General features: G+C 62.6%; 13 protein-coding genes, 3 pseudogenes and 1 other annotated feature. Of the genes and pseudogenes, 8 read left to right on the top strand and 8 right to left on the bottom strand.

Going from position 1 to position 20,305, the window contains the following annotated elements:
• Nucleotides 1-199, top strand: a pseudogene (locus tag AYO52_RS18680) (hypothetical protein); the annotation flags it as partial.
• A 662-nt stretch (nt 200-861) separates the two neighbouring features.
• Nucleotides 862-2,112, top strand: a complete 1,251-nt coding sequence (locus tag AYO52_RS03355; protein WP_156523510.1) for a hypothetical protein — start codon at nt 862-864, stop codon at nt 2,110-2,112.
• Between the two features lie 4 nt (nt 2,113-2,116).
• Here the strand turns inward: AYO52_RS03355 and AYO52_RS03350 are convergent, their stop codons facing one another.
• Nucleotides 2,117-3,310 carry an O-antigen ligase gene (locus tag AYO52_RS03350; RefSeq protein WP_156523509.1) on the bottom strand — a complete coding sequence of 398 codons (1,194 nt, stop codon included), beginning with the start codon at nt 3,308-3,310 and terminating at the stop codon, nt 2,117-2,119.
• A gap of 780 nt (nt 3,311-4,090) precedes the next feature.
• On the opposite strand from AYO52_RS03350, the pseudogene AYO52_RS03345 reads away from it, so the two are divergent.
• A pseudogene (locus AYO52_RS03345) lies at nt 4,091-5,070 on the top strand (IS481 family transposase).
• Between the two features lie 53 nt (nt 5,071-5,123).
• Here AYO52_RS03345 and AYO52_RS17555 read toward each other — a convergent pair.
• Both AYO52_RS17555 and AYO52_RS17550 read right to left on the bottom strand, forming a co-directional pair.
• Nucleotides 5,124-6,308: a glycosyltransferase family 4 protein gene (locus tag AYO52_RS17555; protein ID WP_156523508.1), complete on the bottom strand. Its 1,185-nt coding sequence runs from the start codon at nt 6,306-6,308 to the stop codon at nt 5,124-5,126.
• Nucleotides 6,309-6,399: 91 nt separating this feature from the next.
• Nucleotides 6,400-8,226 (bottom strand): hypothetical protein, encoded by a 1,827-nt coding sequence (locus AYO52_RS17550; RefSeq protein WP_216635306.1) that lies wholly within the window; start codon nt 8,224-8,226, stop codon nt 6,400-6,402.
• Nucleotides 8,227-9,505: 1,279 nt separating this feature from the next.
• Between AYO52_RS17550 and AYO52_RS03340 the strand changes: the two genes are divergently transcribed.
• Together AYO52_RS03340 and AYO52_RS03335 are read left to right on the top strand one after the other, a co-directional pair.
• Nucleotides 9,506-10,948, top strand: a complete 1,443-nt coding sequence (locus AYO52_RS03340) for an IS1634 family transposase (RefSeq protein WP_371517214.1) — start codon at nt 9,506-9,508, stop codon at nt 10,946-10,948.
• A gap of 123 nt (nt 10,949-11,071) precedes the next feature.
• Nucleotides 11,072-11,704 (top strand): NeuD/PglB/VioB family sugar acetyltransferase, encoded by a 633-nt coding sequence (locus tag AYO52_RS03335; protein WP_067713144.1) that lies wholly within the window; start codon nt 11,072-11,074, stop codon nt 11,702-11,704.
• Nucleotides 11,705-11,709: 5 nt separating this feature from the next.
• Here the strand turns inward: AYO52_RS03335 and AYO52_RS03330 are convergent, their stop codons facing one another.
• The gene (locus AYO52_RS03330) at nt 11,710-12,372 is read right to left on the bottom strand and encodes a sugar transferase (RefSeq protein ID WP_253701836.1); all 663 of its coding nucleotides are present in this window, start codon (nt 12,370-12,372) and stop codon (nt 11,710-11,712) included.
• Nucleotides 12,373-12,440: 68 nt separating this feature from the next.
• Here AYO52_RS03330 and AYO52_RS03325 point away from each other — a divergent pair, with 68 nt between their 5' ends.
• Entirely contained in the window at nt 12,441-13,571 is a 1,131-nt protein-coding gene (locus AYO52_RS03325; RefSeq protein WP_067713141.1) for a DegT/DnrJ/EryC1/StrS aminotransferase family protein, read from the top strand.
• A gap of 104 nt (nt 13,572-13,675) precedes the next feature.
• Here AYO52_RS03325 and istB read toward each other — a convergent pair whose 3' ends face one another.
• From istB to AYO52_RS18140, 3 genes are read right to left on the bottom strand one after another with little or no spacing between them, the layout of a single operon-like run.
• Nucleotides 13,676-14,449, bottom strand: a complete 774-nt coding sequence (gene istB, locus AYO52_RS03320; RefSeq protein WP_067713138.1) for an IS21-like element helper ATPase IstB — start codon at nt 14,447-14,449, stop codon at nt 13,676-13,678.
• Complete coding sequence (istA, locus tag AYO52_RS03315; RefSeq protein ID WP_156523507.1) at nt 14,446-15,513, bottom strand: IS21 family transposase; 1,068 nt, start codon at nt 15,511-15,513, stop codon at nt 14,446-14,448. The genes istB and istA overlap by 4 nt, the downstream gene beginning before the upstream one ends.
• Nucleotides 15,514-15,807 (bottom strand): hypothetical protein, encoded by a 294-nt coding sequence (locus tag AYO52_RS18140; RefSeq protein ID WP_156523506.1) that lies wholly within the window; start codon nt 15,805-15,807, stop codon nt 15,514-15,516.
• Nucleotides 15,808-16,430: 623 nt separating this feature from the next.
• Here AYO52_RS18140 and AYO52_RS03305 point away from each other — a divergent pair.
• Together AYO52_RS03305 and AYO52_RS03300 are read left to right on the top strand one after the other, a co-directional pair.
• Nucleotides 16,431-17,713, top strand: a protein-coding gene (locus AYO52_RS03305) for an IS3 family transposase (protein WP_156523504.1) whose coding sequence is annotated in 2 segments (ribosomal slippage) — nt 16,431-16,704 and nt 16,704-17,713 — 1,284 coding nt in all. Because the reading frame shifts where the segments join, the coding sequence is not laid out codon by codon here.
• Nucleotides 16,700-16,834, top strand: a sequence feature (AL1L pseudoknot). It overlaps the preceding gene by 135 nt.
• 557 nt (nt 17,714-18,270) lie before the next feature.
• A complete protein-coding gene (locus AYO52_RS03300) occupies nt 18,271-19,071 on the top strand; it encodes a metal-dependent hydrolase (RefSeq protein ID WP_067713126.1) in 801 nt (266 codons plus the stop codon).
• Between the two features lie 106 nt (nt 19,072-19,177).
• Here the strand turns inward: AYO52_RS03300 and tal are convergent.
• Nucleotides 19,178-20,289: pseudogene (tal, locus tag AYO52_RS03295) on the bottom strand (transaldolase).
• Nucleotides 20,290-20,305 lie beyond the last annotated feature (16 nt).

The raw sequence follows: 20,305 nt of genomic DNA, 5'->3' as shown, positions 1-20,305 counted from the left end.
GTCCACCAGAGCGGGAACGGTCCAGACCATCCGCGACAGGCGCCAGCTCGTGCTCGACGCCACCTACGCCAAACACCCCGAACGGTTCACTCGACGACCACGCCCACCCCGACTACCGGAGAAGGCGACCATCAACGACCCCGCCGCCCGATCACCCGAAACTAGCCAAGCTCAACCGAGCACCGCACGTCTCACTTGATTTGACACGCTCCGCCTTTCCGTCTGGCCTCCGCCAATCGCGGAAGCTGGAGGTGCCACGACCAGCTTTTTCAGCTGACCATTACCGGCTTCGACGGTATGTAGGCGCGACGCACCTTTCATCCGGTCGGGACGACTTTCAGGAATGATTCACCATGCTGCAGCCGGGCCCTGACTGCCGAAAGCGCTTGGATCAGTTGGCATTACAGCGCTGCGCTCGAACCGTGTACCGCATATGGACGCGCGTCCACGGCCGCAGCGACTCGGCCGAGACGTGGGACCCTCTGCCTGTGGGGCTTCGTTGCTGCTGAACCAAGGGCAGGACCCACCACACCTCGCCGATGCGCCCACTCGCGTTAAGTCAACCAGTCAGGGCATGCTCCAACGCAACCTGGGCGAACGCTGCACAAGGTGACTTGACGAATGTTAGGGCTGCCTCGCCGCTGCCGGGTGGTCGCCGGAGGGAAGATATGACGACGACAACGGCCCCGCTCACTCCACCGCCCCCGCGGTCGCACGGTATGCGCGATCGCATGGCCGCTGGGCGAGAGCGCAGCCGGCGCCGCCGCACGTAATGCCACCTACGGGACCAAGGCGGAAGTGCAGTCCGTCGCAGGAAGTGTCTCGACCGAGCCCCAGACCCGCGAGGCCAATGACGCCGACGTGCTCTCTCAGGCCACCGCCGCCGGGGTAGCGTCGTCGGTCGCGTCCGCCGCATACGTCCGACCCTCGGACCTGGCGACCCGCGCCACCCTCACCCCGGATGGGCGAAGCGCCTTCGATCTGTTCACCGGCAGTGGGGCGGGAGCCACCGGAGGAGACTGGGCCAACCGCATCATCCCCACCGGGGCCACCGAGTCGGCAGGCCCCGCCACCCCTGATGGTGGGCCGTCCACCAGGTTCTCGATCACTGGTGCCCAGACCGCCGACTTCACGCTTCAGGACGCCGAGCCCCGGTCGCACGCTCCGGCGTCCATTGTTCACGCCTGGCTGTGGTTGGACGATCCTGCCGCCATTTCCCAGGCGTCGATCATGGTCCTCTCTGGTCCGTCGTCAGCGAGCGTCACATGGCAGCGGTTCGCCACGTCCCTGTCCCATGGCTGGAACCTGGTTCGGATCGCCGCCGACAGTGGTGCCCTCACCTCATGGGGGCGACCTCGCCGGATCACGCTGCGGATCATCACGACTGCCGCGACGGGTGTTGCCTGGGGCCGCGTGTGGGTGGAGTGCCCCCGCAAGGCGCAGATGGTGTTCGTGGAGGACCGTGGCTACCGCACATTCATCAACATCGGCCTGCCCGCACTCCGTTCGCGGAGCGTCCCGGTGACGTGGGCGCTGGACATGGCGCTGAACTCGCCGGACACGTCCGGCCCGCACATCACTGACGCCGAGGTCATGCAGTTTGCGGGGCAGGGGGATGTGATGTCGATCCACGCCTACGACGGGGCGGTCACCGCGACGATGACCCCGGCGCAGATCAGGCAGGATGCGCTACGGGCGCAGGGATGGCTCCTCGACAAGGGGCTGCCCGCCGACCGGTTCCGCGCCGCCTACACACAGAACAACGCCCCGAACGCCTGGGCTGCGGCCCCGTTCTTCCCCGCCCAGGCCACGAGCACCAACCAGTCCGCATCGCTGGATACGTGGCCTCACGTGAACCCGCAGAACGTAAAGCGGTATCAGCTGCACGGACGGGACAACACCACCATCGACAGCGTTTTTGCCCAGTTGAAGGCCACTCATGCTCTGTTCATTCCGTACACGCACGGCATTGACACGGGCGGCGGGTCGAATATCAAACCGGCTGAGTGGTCCTACTTCCTGTCGAAGGTCGATCAGGCGTTCTCGGAGGGATGGCTGGAAGCTACGACGTGGCCCGCAATGCTGGCGAAGGCGGGCGGCATCGTCCGGTGAAGGGTTAGGTCCAGCGCCCCGAGGCGAAGTCGAAGGTCTTGACGGGTGCCGCCTCGGCCTCGTCCTCCAGGGCCGCCGCCGGGGGCGTGTTCTTGCGGATCACCCACGCTGCAACGCCAGCGGCGAGAAACAGGTGCATCCCCCGGTTGGAGATAATGTCGCCGGATACGGCCGCGTTACCGATTGTGAACACAGTCAGCGCGAAGATAGCGGACTCGATGCCGCCACTCGCCGCCCGATACTGCCCGACGAGCGAGTACAGCGCGTATCCGACCAGTCCCGCAAGGCCGAAGATTCCTGCCTCCGCGGCGACCTCGGCGAACACATTGTGTGGGTAGGCCAGCCCGGGTCCGATTAACGCCATGTACGGCTGCAGTTCGCCCCATCCGAGGCCGATGGGGTTCGCCAGGAACTCCTCCCAGGCGCTTTGCACCATCGCGACCCGGGCATCGGTCGAATCACCTTCGAGGGTCTGGAGCCTTTCGGGCAAGAACTGCCACAGATCTGCGTACTGGACCGTCACGAACGCGACGGCCGCTCCGGTGATGGTCACAAATGCTGGCAGTCGAGTGGAAGCGAAACCTGCGAGGACGGCGATGAGGGCGGCGATAACCGGGCCCCGCGACCCACTCAGCATCGCCAACCACATGAATCCGGCACCGACGACTAAGAAAGGGATCGCCGAAGCGCTCTTTCGCACGGCGAGGACGAGCAGAATCACTGCGGCTGCGCCCACTGCGAAACCGTAGTTCTGGTAGGTCGATCCCTCCGCGCTGATGGTCAGTGGGTTCCCGGCCTCAGCGGGGTTGAGGAACTGCAGGGCGGCAACGAGTCCGCCCCACGCGACGAGGCACCACACCAGCCGAGACCGCACCTCGGGGATCGCCAGAAGGATGACCGCCCCGAACGCCATGAGCGGCGTGAGGGTAAGAAGCTGGGAGAACTTGCCGTCGGCGTAGCCGGTCGACCGGGTGGAGTTCACGAACCCGGAGATCATCGTCGCCCACAGCACCAGCGGCGCGGTGATGCCGCGTAGGGATTCGGGCCGCCGGATCGCCGTCCATCCCGCAGCGATCGCGGTGCCTACCGCTCCGATCAGGATCGGATTGACCGGGAACCCTAGTTGGGCGAGAGTCCCGCCCGCGTATCCGCCGAACGCGAGGAGGGTCAGGGACACGGCGGCGAAGAGGGCAAACACGCGCCGAGTGTAGGCGATGTGCTGAGCGTGCACTCAGGTTCGACCTCCCGACCACCCAATGGTCACCCGAGGTAGTAGAGGATGAGGGTCAACACGATTCCAAGGGCTGAGACAGTTGTTCCAGTTGCAGGATCTCGAACTAGTCGCATCAGGGGCGCTGCCGAAGGTGCCCGGAGTTGGATTCGTCGTTCAACTTCGTCTGGGTCGTCAACGCCCTCCGACACTGCCTCTCGGAGAATCTGTGCCACTTCTATCAGGTCGGCCCTGGTGGTTGGCAGCTCCCTGACGAGGGTGATAGCCCCATCCATGAAATCGTAGACGCCGTCAGGAACCGTCCCCCAATCGTTGCCGCACCATGGGCACGGCCCAGATTTGCCACCGATAAGCGAGATCTCTCTTGCGTTGATCCCCGCGACCCCCGAAGGAAATGGGCGCCCACACTGGTCGCAGATCGCCGGCAGCTGAATCGGTCGCATCAGAAAACTGTTTCATCTCCCAGCGGCAAGCGGGGGATTCTCGGAAACTCCACCTGCGTCTAACCCGCAGATAATCGCCGATTAAGGGCCCTTCCAAATTTAGAGTGCGTTGATCCGATTCTGGAGCTGTCCGGAGTGGATCAGTGACCGCAGGATGTAGTGGGGTGTACCAAGGATCTTGGACAGCCGCTTTGTATTGACCACGCAGGTTTTGTCACCCGTCGGCATGGCGAGATGAAATGAGGAAGACCTCCGTGTGAGGTGTGGAAGCGACCAAGCACCCACATCCACAACGGAGGTCTTCGTGTCCCACGCTAACGCGACTCTGACGCCCACGGGAAGACTGCGCCTGGCTCGGTGTGTCGTCGAGGACGGCTGGACCCCGGCCCGGGCTGCCGAGCGGTTCAACGTCTCGGTCACCACCGCCCGCCGCTGGGCCGAGCGATACCGAGAGAACGGCAAGGCGGGCATGGTCGACCGCTCCAGCCGGCCACGTACCTGTCCGCACCAAACGCCCCGTCGGCGCGAGCGCCGGGTAATTGGGCTGCGCGTCTCACGCCGGTGGGGCCCGGCCCGCATCGCCTACCACCTGGGCATGCACCCCTCGACCGTGCACAAGATCCTCTCCCGCTACGGGTGCGTGCGCCTGGCGTTCACCGACCCGGCCACCGGCGCCCCGGTCCGCGCCACCCGGCGTCGCCCGACCAGGTACGAGCACGACGCTCCCGGCGACCTGGTCCACGTGGACATCAAGAAGCTCGGCCGAATCCCCGACGGCGGCGGCCACAAGTTCCTCGGCCGCGCCAAGGGCCGCAAGAACCGGAGCGGCACCGGGTACTGGTACATCCACAACGCCGTCGACGACCATNCGACCACTCACGCCTGGCCTACAGCGAGCTCCTAGAAGACGAGCGCAAGGAGACCGCCGCCGGATTCTGGCACCGGGCCCACGCCTACTTCGCCGACGCCGGGATCACCGTGCGCAGGGCGCTGACCGACAACGGCTCCTGCTACCGCTCCCACGCCTTCGCCGACGCCCTCGGCCCCGCCATCAGCCACAAGCGGACCCGCCCGTACCGGCCGCAGACCAACGGCAAAGTCGAACGCTACAACCGGACCCTGCTCGAGGAATGGGCCTACGCCCGCCCCTACGCCAACGAACGAGACCGCCAAGCTCTGCTACCGGCGTTCCTGCATCACTACAATCATCACCGCGGCCACACCGCACTCAAAGGCGCCTCACCCGCAGACCGCGTACACAACCTGCGTGGGCAGAACAACTAGGGCCGACACCATCGGCGCCAACTTCACTTGGCTACCCCGAATACCAGAATATTCTAGTTCTCGGACTCGCGACCAGACTCGGTACTCGATATTGGGCCGTCTCGGTCCACCACTAGGCTCAAGTAATCGTCTGCGAGCTTGGAATAGCTTCTGTTTGAGAGAAGCCAGTGCCTGCCGCGTGCCCCCATCTCGCCCAAGACAGAGTCGTCCATTTCTGCAAGCGCGCGAAAAGTGGCAGCAAGTCGCGCCGAGTCGCCAGCGGGAACAAAGACGCCCGATCCTGATTCATTCAACATAGATGGATAACCCGAGTAGGAGGCCACCACGGGTTTACCGGCAAGCATATAGTCTATTAGTTTATTCAGCGACTGACCGTACTCCCAAACTTCCGAATCGAACATTGAAAGATAGAGGACATCACAAAGCGCCAGGGCCGCCGGCAAGATCTGCTTCGGTATGCGACCCGTAAATGTGAGATTCTCCAGGTGCGAATAGGAGTCGATATAGCTTGAGAGCAGGTCGCCATCACCCATGACGACAAAATGCAAGTCTGAATTGTCACGCAATAGGTCAACACACTCGAAGAGCACATCGAGAGCGTTGGTCGCACCAATAGAACCAGCATATCCAATGACGAACTTTTTCCCGGAAGGCCAAGCACGTCGCAATTCGTCAGGCAGGACCGAGTCGTGGACCAAGTCACGTTCATCAAAACCCATCGGAATGCACACAACCGGAGCAGTGGCGCCCGATACTTTTCGGACATGTTCCTCGAGATTGGGCATAGTCCCGACTATCACATCGGCTTTCTCGTACCCGAACCGTTCAAGTCGCGATAGCAGTCGAACGAAGAGATTACGCGAACTGAATCCACCTTCCTCAGTGAGAGTTAGTGGCCAGATATCTCGAACTTCAAATACAAACTTCGCGCGGTATCTTCTACTGAGCAGGAATCCCGACACCACAGATAGCAGAGAAAGACTGCTAGCCACGATTACATCTGGTGGAACAAACCTTCTATGCGGGAGGACCAACAAGCCAATCTCGAACTGGCACCAACTTATAATTCGCCGCAGAGAACGAACAGAACGATACTTGACGCCTCGAACCCAAACTACCGGCAGCCCATCAAGATGCTGCACATGAAACAATCCTCGGAAGCGCGGCGGGCTGGCGAGATGATTGGCGTCAGAGGTAAATACCGTCACTGGATAGCCCCTAGCAGCCAACTCACGCATAATGCTGAAGCCGCGCCCGCCCACGCTCTTGGGCCCAGGGGGCGCCAGATACTTGGAGATATACCATATGGAGGTTTTATCAGTTTGCCCCTCAGTAAAGTTTCGGAACACTATTGATAGCCTCCACCGCTTCTCGGAAATCTACGCCGACAACGTCGAGATACCACTTAAGGTTTGGATACCTCGGCCGATTCTCCTCAGCAACAAGCTCTAGCGCTTGATCGCGAGTAATATCGCCTTCCCTAATCTGATTACTTCTAAATGTGTCATGTTCGGTGAAACCAGCGATGGTGCAGTACGCATAATTGTAGAACGCGGCTGTTCCGTCACCGATCCTCCAGGTTGTCGAGGTGTCTCGCGCCTTTTCCCAACCGTAGTTCCCCAAGAGCGTGGAGTCGATTTCTTGCTCATCCCACCGCCAAAAATCGAATACGTGGAAGTAGTCCGACTTCTCCGCAAAACTCCTATAGTATTCGCCAGAAAGCGTATCCCACATTGACCTATTGAAGTAACCCGGACTCTTCAGCATAGCGCGGAAACGCAGGCTTTGATACCGCAATTGCTTCATGGCGCCATGAGAGTACACGCGCTGTTCCGCGAAGTCTGGCGGGACCCCCAGGAAGCCAGCCTTGAAGTGTGTGACTTCGAGCGGGTTAATGCCCCAGAGATTGAGATCAATACCTGTTTGCACCTTGACTGACTCGATATGCCGAAAGAAGTGCTTGTCACCCGCAGTCAGAATGCTTAACATTCCCAAATCGGGCTTCTTGAGCCACGCATTCAAGTTTCTTCGGATATGGTCCCTCTTTTTAGATATATCCGCAGCCACAATTATGTTCTCGACCCCAAGCTTTGAACACATCCGGCTGATATTTCGTCGCCCGACATCCGTGACCATTCCCCAATCATACGTATAGGTGATTGGCCTTAGGTTCAACTCTTCGACAATTAAGTGGAGTGCGTAGCAGCTATCCCGGCCGCCCGAAAAGGGGACGATCACTTCGGCCCCGTGCTCGCGCCGATACGGCTGCACGAGCTCAAGCAGCTCCTCCTTGGGGCGAGGATGGTTTCTGATCCGGTAGTTCAGGCAATAGTTACATACGCCCTCCGAATTGAACTCGATAAATGGCATGGTCTCAGGAAGGATGCACCGAGTACAGCGGACCAAGTCGGGTAGATTGTACTCGAGCTGGTGTTCTTCGCTCGAGGACAGGATCAAGCTGGGGACTAGATCGCTATTTCGACTTCGCGCTTCGCTCAGGCTAATGTCGTTCTCGTCAGTTCGAATATCGAACACTTCGGGATCACGAATTTGCCTAATTCCTGATGCGCCAGCTTTTACAAGGGGAAACTCCTCAGACGAGAAAATGTAACCGCCTGCAATTTCTGCCACGTATAGACTGCCATTGTTTGAAAACAGTATCAGCTTGCCGAGTTCGGGCAGCATCGCGGCGCACGCAACAACGCCGACGGAGGATTGCAGCACAAACGCCGCTGCATCTTCGACGCTGTCGCCTTCGTCGAGGCGGTACGACAAGAGCGCCGGAATAATTTCGCTGTCAATCTGCAGCTGCCGAGACTTTGGAATGGAATCCCAAAGTTCGTCGCAGTTCACGATAATGCCGTTGTGAATAACAGCCATACCGTCACGAACGACCGGTTGATTATCCGCAGTGCCGTTAGTAACTAGTCTACTGTGGCCAGCAAACGTGCCCGTTCCAGCAAGCGGTGCAGTTCGCAAGAGTTTCCTAATAGTGGTGTCGGCGCGATAAACCCGATATTGAGTTCCGGTATCTATAACCAATCCGCTGGAATCGCGCCCTCGTTGCTCTGCCTGGCGGACAAGTATGTCGACAGTGTCTCCATCAATGCCCGAAGTACTGATTGCGCCAAAAATCCCACACACGTTGGTCTCCAAACTTAGCAATATTTGACTTGATCGGTATCGGACGTTCTCGTCCTCGCGTACTTTAGCACCGACATGCTTCAGCATCGCTTGCCTGTATCCCGGATCGGGCCCACGAGAGAACTTACACGTGCCGAAACCGTTCGGGACAGCCACGGGCTGGCGTCAACGGTCATTTCGGTGGTAGCCCCTTCGGGAATCGGCGGAGAGTGAGACGATATTATGCCGCGACGCACAGCGCCGTCCTGTCTGAACGCTTGTTTAATTTACATGGCGGGCGGCGGCTCACCCATGCATGTCGCGGGGTTGCCTGGCGTTCGGCGAGCGCCAAGCAGGTTTGCCCTGCCGGGAAGGGAGTTGTTTGCGCTCTAAGAAAATTATTCGGTTTGCCCCGGAATGATTGATCGGCCGAGGCCCCCGGCGGGCCTGCATGTCGCGCTAACTGCCTTCCCGTGCAGGACAACCTGGCACGGCGGGCCTTCGGCGCGGTGGACACGAACGAGTTGTGGCGACCTATTCGAGCATGCAATCCAGCCTGTCCGTCAGTACGCTGAGAGGCACCGCCTCCAGCAGAGGCGGCGTGCTCGGCTGCAGTCTGCGAAGCTACAGGTGATAGCACTTACTCTCCTGAAGATGCAGATCGCAATCACCAGTCACAGGCTGATCAGCTGAATGGGCAGGATCCGTGCCCGTGGCGACAACGCGGCAGTGTCGACCTTCGTCTCGCGGCTGCGGCAAAACGTCCCCAACTCACAGTCTTTGGCGACAAGAAACAAGCTATGTGCCTGCATCCTGCACGGCAACCAACGCACTCACCACCACCGCAGGCGGCAAAGCCGCCGCGGCGGATTGTCCCCGTCGAATTCGAGATCGACACGACCGACGAGCCCTTCAGGCTGTGTGACTAACCGTGTCACTCAACCTCCCGCCCCCGCGACCCTTCCGAGGTCTCACGAAGTGACTTGAAACCCAAGGAAAATGTGGCAGGTCTAGAGTGACTCTTCTCCTAGGCGGAGAAAAGCCTGCCAAACTACCAATCATTGCCACCCGCAAGCTTCCTAAGGCCGTCTGGATTGCGGGATTGGCCTTGCCCCTGACCTGAGCTCCACAAGTTGACGTCGTTCCTGGCCGCTTCGTTAGGATCGCTGCAGGTCACGAGTTTAAGCATGTGGCGCGCGGGTCACTAAACGAGCGGAATTTGGAGGTGGTGGATTTGTTCGTGGTGCAGTCCAAGACCGCCTCCGGGGCCATCGGCGTGCAGATCTGGGAGAAGATCCGCGGTCGGCGCCAGATGATCGCGCACATCGGCTCCGCCCACACGCCCGGCGAGCTTGCGGCATTGATCGAGATCACCAAGCAACGAATCAATGCTGACCAGCACGAACTCGATCTCGGACTAGACGACCGAGCATCGGCGGTGATCGATCTGCCCGCCAGCTCGGCAGCGGTAGACAAACGGTCGTCGTCACGAATCTTGTGGCAGGGCTTGGCTGGCAGCTACGAGCGCCTGGGGTTGGGCGTGGTGGCCGATTCGGTGTTCCGCGACCTGGTACTGGCCCGTCTGGTCGAGCCGACGAGCAAACTCGATTCGGTACGGGTGCTCGGGAGCCTTGGTCTAGATCCTCCGCACGTCAACACGCTTTACAACTGTCTAGGTCGGGTGGTTGCTCGCGACTACCGCACACTCATCGCGGCCGCTTGTTGGCGCCACGTCACGGCCGCCGGCGGCCCCGGCGTCGCCTTGGTGCTGTATGACCTGACCACCTTGTACTTCGAGGCCGAGAAAGAAGACGGCCTGCGCAAAGTCGGCATGAGTAAGGAACGCCGCGTCGATCCGCAAATCACCGTCGGCCTGCTGGTCGCCCGGGACGGATTCCCGCTGGACGTGCACGTTTTCGAGGGCAACAAGGCAGAGACCAAGACCTTGATCCCGGTGATCACCGCCTTCCAGGAGCGGCACGCAATCACGGACATGGTCGTCGTGGCGGATGCGGGGATGCTCTCGGCGGCCAACCTCAATGCCCTCGAAGACGCAGGTCTGTCGTTCATCGTCGGCTCCCGCACCTCCAAAGCACCCAAGGAGCTCGAGGAGCACTTCGGCCGCCGCGGCAACGCCATCGACGACGGCGAGACCGTGGAGCTGACCCGCCCGATGGGGCAAGGCCGCGACCGGCGCGACCGCAGAGTGGTCTGCCATTACAAGTGGAAGCGCGCCCAGCGGGATCGCCGCACGCTCAACGCCCAGATCGACCGTGCCCAGCGGGTGGCCGACCGGGCTGAGCCCTTGAAAAAGCAGCGGTTCGTCAAGGTAACCGGTCAGAACGTCACCTTGGACGAGGCCTCGATCGAACGCGCCCGCCAGTCCGCGGGCTACAAGGGGTACGTCACCAATATCGACCCGACGATCATGGATGGCCACGCCGTGGTGGCGTCGTACCACGACCTGTGGAAGGTCGAGCAATCGTTCCGGATGGCCAAGTCCGACCTCAAGGCAAGACCGGTCTTCCACCGGACCAGGGATTCCATCGAGGCCCACTTGACCGTGGTGTTCGCCGCTCTGGCGGTCGCCCGCTACCTGCAGAACATCACCGGCGTATCGATCAAGAAGATCGTCAGCACCCTCGAACCCCTGCGCACGATCGTGGTCGCCATCGGCGACCACGAGATGGTTGTGGAGCCGAGCATCAACGAGGACGCCCGCAAACTCATCGATGCGATAAACGCGGGTCACTAAAAGTTGTGGAACTCAGGCCTGACCGTGGACCGGTGTGATCCCATGGGCGGGATCGAACCCGCCTCCTGAGTTGCACGGAAACGCCCAGAGCCGCGAAGACTGCCTAATGGCTATCCTGTATTCGTGAGCGAAACCGACAGAATCCTAGTAGTTGGAGCCGGTGGGCACGGACGTGAGATCGCCTGCCTCGTTCAGTCGGCTGGTTTGCGACTAGTCGGTTTCGCCGATGACAACGTGCCAGCTCTGGGCCTCCTCGATAGCTTCGAAGGCCACTACCTTGGCGCTATCGGCGCCATCCGGTCAACGGTCTCGGCAAAGTTCCTTCTCGGGTTGGGCTCCGGCGTGCTTCGAGAGACAGTCGCCGGACGTATGAAGAAGTGGGAGGCAGCCGCATCTCTCGTGGATCCGATGGCGTCGGTTGGCATCGACGTCAGGATGGGCCTCGGTTCGGTCGTGTTCGCCCAAGCCACCGTCACGACGAACGTCACTCTAGGGTTGCACACGCACATTGGACGGGGGGCTGCTATCGGCCACGATTGTGTTCTCGGTGACTTTGTCACGGTCATGCCGCTCGCATCGGTTTCCGGCAACGTTACGATTGGTGACCGGGCAACTATCGGGGCGGGGGCGGTGATTAGGCAAGGCCAGACGATCGGTGCAGACGCATTTATCGGCGCCGGTGCGGTGGTCGTAGACGATGTACCGGCGGGCGCGACTGTGGTGGGCAATCCGGCTCGTCCCATTGCGTCGACCTGACAAAGTCACTCGGCGTCTGAGGCGCTACCCCTGAACTCACCCATCGTGACGTGACCATCGGCCGAGATGCCGTTCCTTGAGACGACAGTGACTACCGTCCTCGCGATGACGCGCAGGTCTGTTCTCAGCGAGCACGTCTCGACGTACTCGAGGTCGTAGGTAAATCGCTCGTGCCAAGTTTGAGCGTTCCGGCCGTTGACCTGGGCGAGACCGGTAAGCCCGGGGGGAACTTCCATCCGCCGTGCCTGCTCCGGCGTGTACCTTTCGAGGTATTGCATCAGCAAGGGGCGGGGGCCGACCACGCTCATATCCCCGCGAACGATGTTCCAGATCGTGGGGAGCTCATCGATACTGGTCGAGCGCAGGAGTGATCCCAGAGGGGTGAGTCGGGACGCGTCGTCGGTCCATCCCTTGTCCGGGTCCATGGGGCGCATAGTGCGAAACTTGCGCATGACGAACGGCCTTCCGTGAAGGCCCGGTCGAGTCTGCGAGAACATAATCGGTGAGCCCATCGTGGCGCGGATGGCGAGTGCTGCGGCCGCCTGAATTGGGATCGTCAGAACCAGCGCCGGTATCGAAACGGCTAGATCGAGCAGTCGCTTGCCGGGATAGGACACGGTTGCCTCGCTTTCGTCGTGGGAGCGCCCTCGAGCGTAGATGTCGCGCACCGATTCAGGACGCTAGCGAGACGGCTAGCATCGATCCCGCACTAATTCCCCGTCGAAAGGTTGGCTCAATGTCGCGCATCCTCATGTCTAAGGCGACAGTTGGTCCCGAGGAGGAGGAGGCCCTGATTCGTGCCGTGAGATCAGGGTGGGTCACCCCGCTGGGTCCAGAGGTCGCGGCGTTCGAGGCAGAAATCTGTGCTCGGGTCGGGGTCGGGCATGCGCTGGCTCTCTCTTCAGGAACCGCGGCGCTCCACCTGGCATTGGTCGAGTTAGGAGCAAAGCCGGGAACCTGCGTCGTACTGTCGTCTATGACCTTTGCGGCGACCGCCAACGCCGTCGCATATACGGGCGCCGACGCCGTGTTTGTTGACTCTCAAGTGTCGGACGGCAACGTCGACGTCCGACTCATGCTGAATGCGGTCCGGACATTGCAGGAGGAGGGGATGAGCGTGGTCGCGGCGATCTCGGTCGACCTGTTCGGACGCTGCGTGGACTATGAGACTTTGGAAGCCGGCCTCGCCGTGCTGAAGGTTCCTCTGCTGGCCGACACCGCCGAATCCATCGGCGCGACGTACAAGGGCCGGGCAGCCGGGGCGTTCGGGCGCGCGTCGGCGTTCTCGTTCAATGGCAATAAGATTATGACCACATCCGGGGGCGGCATGCTCGTCTCTGACGATGCCGAACTGATCGCCCGAGCCCGCTACCTCTCCACGCAGGCACGGCAATCGGCGCCGTGGTACGAGCACACCGAGATTGGCTACAACTACCGGATGTCGAACATCCTCGCGGCACTCGGAAGGGCGCAGCTGGGCAAGTTGGACTCGTTCATTGCACGACGCCGAGAGATTCGTCGTCGATACGAGGAAGCACTCTCCGCCGTTGACGGCCTGCGATTCCTCGGTTCGACGGATGAAATCGACGGGACCGCGGACAACTGTTGGCTCACCGCGATCGATCTTGGTGCCGAACGGGGTGTTACGTCCGACGAGATGGTAGCTCACCTCGACGCGGCGGACATCGAGGGCCGACACCTATGGAAACCGATGCACTTGCAGCCAGTGTGGGAGGGCGCGCGCAGCTTCCTCAACGGGAATTCTGAGGCACTCTTCGCGACGGGTGTGACGCTGCCGAGCGGCGTGGGCGTAACGGATTCTGAAGTCGACCGCGTCATCGAAGTACTACTGCAGAAGCTGAGCTGAGAAGGCGGCTCGAGGCGCGCTCGGCGCCCCGGGGAGATCTTGTCCGCGTACAGGGTGACGTGTCGTGCGGCGTACAGGCTCACGTGTCGGTGTCCAGCTGGGGTTTATGGTGCCGGTTCTTCGGCGGTGCTGACAAGGTCTGCCCGGTCTTTGAGCCGGTAGGAGGGCCCGTTGATGGCGATGACCTCGCAGTGGTGCAGGAACCGGTCCAGGATGGCGGTGGCCAGGACCTCGTCTCCGAGGACGGTGCCCCATTCGGCGAAGGTCTTGTTGCTGGTGATGATCGTCGAGCCCTTCTCGTAGCGGCGTGATACCAGCTGGAAGAACATGTTGGCCTCTGCGCGGTTGAGTGGGAGATAGCCGACTTCGTCGATGACCAGCAGTGACGGTCGGGCCAGGCTGGAGAGTTGCTTGGGTAGGGTGCCGAAGCTGTCGGCCTTGCGCAGCTTGCGGACCAGGTCGTCGAGGGTGGTGTAGTAGATCGAGTGGCCGGCCCGGCACGCGGTTACCGCCAGTGCCACGGCGATGTGGGTCTTGCCCACTCCGGGCGGGCCGAGTAGAGCGATGTTGGCTTTGCGTTCGACGAACTCCATCGCGGCGAGGTCCTTCAAGCGCCGGGCATCGACGCCAGGTTGGAACGCGAAGTCGAAGTCTTCCAGGGTCTTGTGGTGCGGCAGCCCGGAGAGCTTGAGCGCGTTGCGGAACCGGCCCGACTCCCGGTGGGTGACCTCCTCCTCGAGCAGCTGGTCGAGAAAGTCCAGGTAGCCCAGTTGCGACTGCTCGGCACGGGTCGCTGCGTCAGCGGCGCTGGCGGCCATGTGCGGTAGCTTGAGACGCTGCGCGGCGGCGGTGATCCGACTGATGACGAACTCGCTCACGAGGCCTCACTCGCCACCAGCTCGTAGGACGCCAACGGCCGTCGGATATCGGGAACCGGGTCCATCGAGGCCAGATAGTGCGCCAGCACTGATGACGATTCCTCCGGCCTGGCAGATGCCCCGGCCCGGTCGGGCTCGGTGTGGCAGACGGCGCGGCCGGCCCCGTCGGGCAGGCCGTCCCAGTGGGTGGGTTCGATGATCCACTCGTGGGACCGGCTGCCGCGACGGTGGACCGCCAGCACCTGGGCGGGGTCCTCCAGGCGGCAGACTGTGATGCGGCTGGCTGTGGCGCGGACCAGGACCTTCTGCCTCGCCGTCACCTGGGAGGCGGGGACCGAGTAGTGGTCGGACTCGAACGAGATCAGACAGTCCTTGCCCACCGTGCGCGCGTGCTCATCGAAGATCTCGTACTCCGTGGCCGGCAGCGGGCCCAGTGCGGCGTGGTCTACCGCGGCGGCTTCGGCGATGACTTGCCCGTGCGTGCGATGCACTTGGCGGCGGCGGATCTTCACCCACCGGGCGAACGCTGCATCAGCGTCGCCGACCGAGCGAAAGCGGCGGCCGGCCACGACGTGCTCGCGCACGATATCGACCTGCCGCTCCACCCGGCCCTTGCCGGTGGGCCGGTAGGCGGCCAGCACATCGATGTCGTACCCGTAGTGGCCGGCGAACGCGGTGGCTGCGGCGGTGACCGGGACTGCCTTGCCCGGGGCGACATGGCGGCGCACCACGGTCTTGAGGCGGTCGTAGACGATCGCCGCCGGGACCCCGCCGAAGTGGTCGAAGGCCCGCCGGTGGCAGTCGAAGAACGTCGCGGCATCCATCGAGGTCACGAAGCAGCAGAACGGGTCCCGCGAGTACGACAGCGTCATGTGGAACGAGTAGACGCGCACCCCTGTGCCAAACAGGTCCCCCTCATCGCCCCAGTCGACCTGGGCCTGAGCCCCGGGCAGAGTGGCGATGCGCCGGTGCAAACTCCCCGCTCCCGGATCGTCTAGCCCGAGCTCGGCGCGGATCTGAGGGCGGCGGGAGCGGCAGTAGGTCTTGACCCGCTGATAGTGCACCTACACGTCGTGCTCGTCGGCGAGACGCTCGCAAATCACTGTGGCCTTGATATCGATGCAGGCTCGCAGCATCGCATCGATCAACGCTGCGATCACCTCGGTGATGGCCACCTTCTGCGTGCCCCTGCGCGAGGGCGCCGACGGGGGCGCCGTCGGGGCATCCTCGGCCAGGTACTTCCGTACCGTGCGCCAGTCACAGCCGCACTCGCGACCGATCTCGGCGTACGTCATGCCGGTGGCATGCAACTGTTTGAAACGTCGGATATTCATCCAGGACTCCTGATCCAGGATCATGGGGGTGGGCCACCCTTCGGAAATCGTCAACTTGCCGGAAGACGACTCCAAGGGTGGCCCACCCACCTCGGCGAACAACTACGGAACGCCGAACACCGACCTACATATGAACCTGTCCCCAAACCGACATATCAAGGTGTACGCGGACAGATCTCCAGCGCGCGTATTGCGAGCCGCGGTTTCGCAGCAGGCGGGCGCCGGACCTCGTTCTCCTGCTCCGACATTCGATCGCGGCGTCAAGCGGCTCTCCAGATTCGAGGTGCGTAGATGGGGTCCTCCGGTGACGCGGTATGGCACAAAGTATGGGGGCCGTGGGGCGAGTGAAGGATTTTCCTACACCTGATTTGAGCGCTACCGCCAGCCTGTTTGGCGACAACATCTGCCGCACTGTCGAACTTGGGGTGACGATCACTGATGCTGCNCCGCCAAGAAGTAGCCACAGAAGACCACCACAGAGCGATCAAGTCCACAGCGACGACGGCGGAAATCCTGCCGTCCCACACGGGTGTACCCCAGAGCGACAGTATTTTTCGTATTCAGGAACGGCGGAGATGCTCAGTACGGTCAAACTGAACCGCCCCAGGTTTCCCGCCGCCTCCTTTTGAGTCGAGGAGGATGGTTGTATGCCGAAGAAGATCGATCCCGCGGTCAAAGAGCGGGCGCTGCGGATGGTGTCCGAGCATCGGGGTGAGTATTCGTCGTTGACGGCCTGCTGTGACCAGGTGGGCCGACGTCTGGGGCTGGGCAAGGAGACGGTCCGGAGGTGGGCTGTGCAGGCCGACATCGACGCCGGAGCCCGGCCCGGGGTCAGCACCGAGGAGAGCGCTGAGATCAAGCGACTCAAGGCCGAGAACCGGCGGCTGACTGAGGACCTGGAGATCATGCGCAGGGCCTCGATTTTCTTCGCGGGGGAGCTCGACCCCCGCAACCGGTGATCTGCGAGTTCATCGACCAACTCCGGTCGGAAGGTCATGCGGTCGAGTCGATCTGCAGAGGATTGCGCAAAGCAGGCCTGCAGATCGCCGCACGGACCTACCGCGAGTGGACTTCGCCGCAGCGCGTGGTGGCGGCCAGGACCGTCAGCGACGCCGAGGTCGAGGACACCGTTCGCAAGCTCGTGTGGCAGCCCGATGGGCAGGGGCGCCGGAAGATGCAACCAGCCGGCCTGTACGGGCGCCGCAAGATGCTTGCCGAGGTGCACCGGGCCGGTCTGACCACAGCCAGCCCAGGAGCAGTGGACCGTGTGATGCGAACACTCGGGCTATCAGGCGTACTCCGGTCCAAGAAGGTGTACACCACCTCCTCGGATCCGGACGGTGTTTGGGCGCCGGACCTTGTCGATCGCAACTTCACCTCGGATCGGCCCGACCGGCTCTGGGTCGCCGATTTCACCTACGTCCGGACTTGGGCCGGCTTCACCTACGTGGCGTTCATCGTCGACGTGTTCGCCCAGCGCATCGTGGCGTGGAACGCGGCCACCACCATGGCCACGGACCTGGTCATGACTCCACTGCGGATGGCGCTGTGGCAACGCGATCGCGAGGGACACCCGATCGAACCCAAGTCGCTGGTCAGCCACTCGGACGCGGGCAGTCAATATACATCTATAGCGTTCACCGAGCGCCTCGCGCTCGAGGGAATCGAACCGTCGATCGGCAGTGTCGGCGACGCGTACGACAATGCGCTCATGGAGACGATCAACGGCCTCTACAAGGCCGAGTGCATCCGCTCGTCGATCTTCCACGACGGGCCGTACAAGACGATCTCCGACGTCGAGTACGCCACCGCCGCGTGGGTCGAGTGGTACAACAATGAACGGCTCCACTCGAGCCTGGACTACGTCCCGCCCATCGAGTTCGAGCAGAGCTACTACGCCGCTCTCAACCGAGAGCTGCAACCCACATAGGGAGCGGCGGGAAACCTGGGGCGGTTCACCCCGCCAGGCCGGCCTTTACGTCAAGGCTCGTTCTGGCGGTTCCTGGGGAAACCAAGGGCGGGTCCCGCCCGCCCCTGAGCTGACGCGCCCCACCGTCGACCTAGACACGTCTCAATAGGGGCAGCGTGGGGAATGGTTCGAGAGGGAGAGAGTAGTTGAAAGTAAAGAGGATAGCCTTACCTGGCAGGCCGAGTCCCAAATTCGACCACAGAATCGGTCCCAACGCGAGTGATGGCGCTGGTAATAATCCCAACTTTCGCCTTGCGCGGCAGTAGCTGCCGTCGTCGTCGGTTGTGGAAACAGGTTGTCAGCCCGACGCTACGGTGTCAGTGAATTTCCGCGGGGCGTTCAACGCTCGGTTGGCCAGGAGGACCGGTAGGTGGCGTCGTGAGATCAGTCGGTGTTCACGGGTCACTGGTTATCGAGTCGACTAAAGATCGATTCCATCGTCGGTGCGGTCGCTCTGGTCCAGGGGGCCCGGTCCGTATCCGGGGGCGAGCCTCGGTGGACAGTAAGGTGCGCTGCACATGGTGATGGGACCTACGCACGCGATGAGCGGCGCCGGCGCGGGGTTGGCTATCGGGGCCTTCCTCCCAGTCGAATGGGGTGGGGCCACCTCACCCACGGAGGTGCTCGTGTTTGCGGGCGTCACCGCCGGAGCGGCGCTTCTCCCGGACCTCGACACACCACAGAGCACCCTTGCTCGCAGCTTCGGGCTGGCCTCGAGGGCCCTCGCTCACATCACGGAGCGGGTCTCGAAGACCATCTACGACCTGACGATGACGCGCAAGGACGCCCGGATCAGCAACGGGCACCGCACCGCGACCCACACGTTGTGGTTCGCACTTCTTGCGGGCGCCGGCACGGCCGCCCTCGTCTCGGCGTGCGGTAAGAACGGCGCTATCGGGGTGCTGTTCTTCATGCTTGGCCTGGCCATACGCGGCCTGGCACCGAACTGGGCCAAGAAGCAGGATTGGATCTACGTCACCGGGCTCTCGTTGGCGCTTGCAGTAGCGGTGTGGTTTGCGCTGCCGGCTTCGGTCGGCAGCGCCGCGCTCGGCGCAGCGGTCACCGCCGGTGTCGCGATGCACCTCCTCGGCGACGTGATCACCAAGCGGGGCGTGCCTCTACTCGGCGGCGTCGTCAGTATCGGAGGCGAGCGATGGTGGAACTTCCGCCTACCGGGACCACTGCGAATCCGTGCGGGCGCCGGCATGGACAGAATGTTGGCCGCTGCCTGTACCGGCGTCACAGTTGTTTTGGCCTACTGCGTGGTGCGGGCGCCACACCTGATCGGCGCACCCTGGGTGGCCGGCACCTTCCACTAAGACGGGGTCCGGTAGCGAACAAGCGGCGTCGTCCACGAGTCCTTCTCCTGCAAGACCCGTCGCGGCGGCGTGCCGATTTCGCAGACGGTGGAACCAAGGCGTGCGCTCACCCGGACGCTAGTTGTGCACCCACGGCCGCGATCAGTTCGTTCCAGGCCGTGTCGAACTTGGCGACGCCCTCGCGCTCCAGGTGAAGGAAGACGTCACTCATGTCGATCCCGACCTCGCCGAGCGCCTCGAACAGCGCTGCAGGTTCGGCAAACCTTGTGGTGCCCGACCCCGAAGAAATGACTCCGTGGTCGGCGAACGCCTCCATGGTCACCGCCGGCATCGTGTTCACTGTCGCCGGTGCGACCAACTCACTGACATAGAGGGTGTCGCTGTACCGCGTGTCCTTCACGCCGGTGGACGCCCACAGCGGCCGCTGCGGTCGGGCGCCGCGGCCGGCCAGGCTCCGGAACCGGTCGGAGCTCTCGAAGTGCTGCTGATACTCGGCGTAGGCCAGCCAGGCATTGGCCAGCGCGGCCTGGCCCTTCAGGGCCAGCGCGGCCGGTGTGCCGATGGCCTCGAGTCTGGCATCGACCTCGGTATCGACCCGCGAGACGAAGAACGACGCCACGGAGTGGATGGACGACAGGTCGTGGCCGGCCAGGGCGGCGGCGTCCAGACCGTCCAGGTAGGACTGAACGACCTGTGTGTAGCGCTCGACGGAGAAGATCAACGTGACGTTCACGCTGATGCCTTCGGCCAGCACCCGACTGATCGCCGCCAGTCCGGCCGTGGTGGCCGGAATCTTGATCAGCAGGTTGGGTCGGTCCACGATCTGCCACAGCTCCTCGCCTGTGCCACAGTGGCCTCGGCATCGTGAGCCAGTCGCGGATCGACCTCGATCGATACTCGTCCGTCTACTGTCCCGGTTCGCTCGTGCACCGGTGCCAGGATGTCGCAGGCGGCACGGACATCGTCGGTGGTGACGGCCTGGATCACGGCGTCCACCTCATGACCTCGGCCTCGGAGGTGGCTGACCTGCTCGTCGTACGCCGTCCCGCTCGTCAGCGCCGCGTGGAAGATCGCCGGGTTCGTCGTCACCCCGACCACAGACCGGGCCTCCACAAGTTCCGCGAGGCGTCCGGAGGAGATCAGATCCCGGGACAGGTCGTCGAGCCAGACCGACACCCCGGCTCGGGACAGCTCGGCAAGTTGCGCATTCTGGGACAAGGTCTGTGCTCCTGAT

The organism is Dietzia sp. 111N12-1 (assembly GCF_001658045.1).
GTDB lineage: Bacteria > Actinomycetota > Actinomycetes > Mycobacteriales > Mycobacteriaceae > Dietzia > Dietzia kunjamensis.
This window is presented reverse-complemented; position numbering and strand designations above follow the sequence as displayed.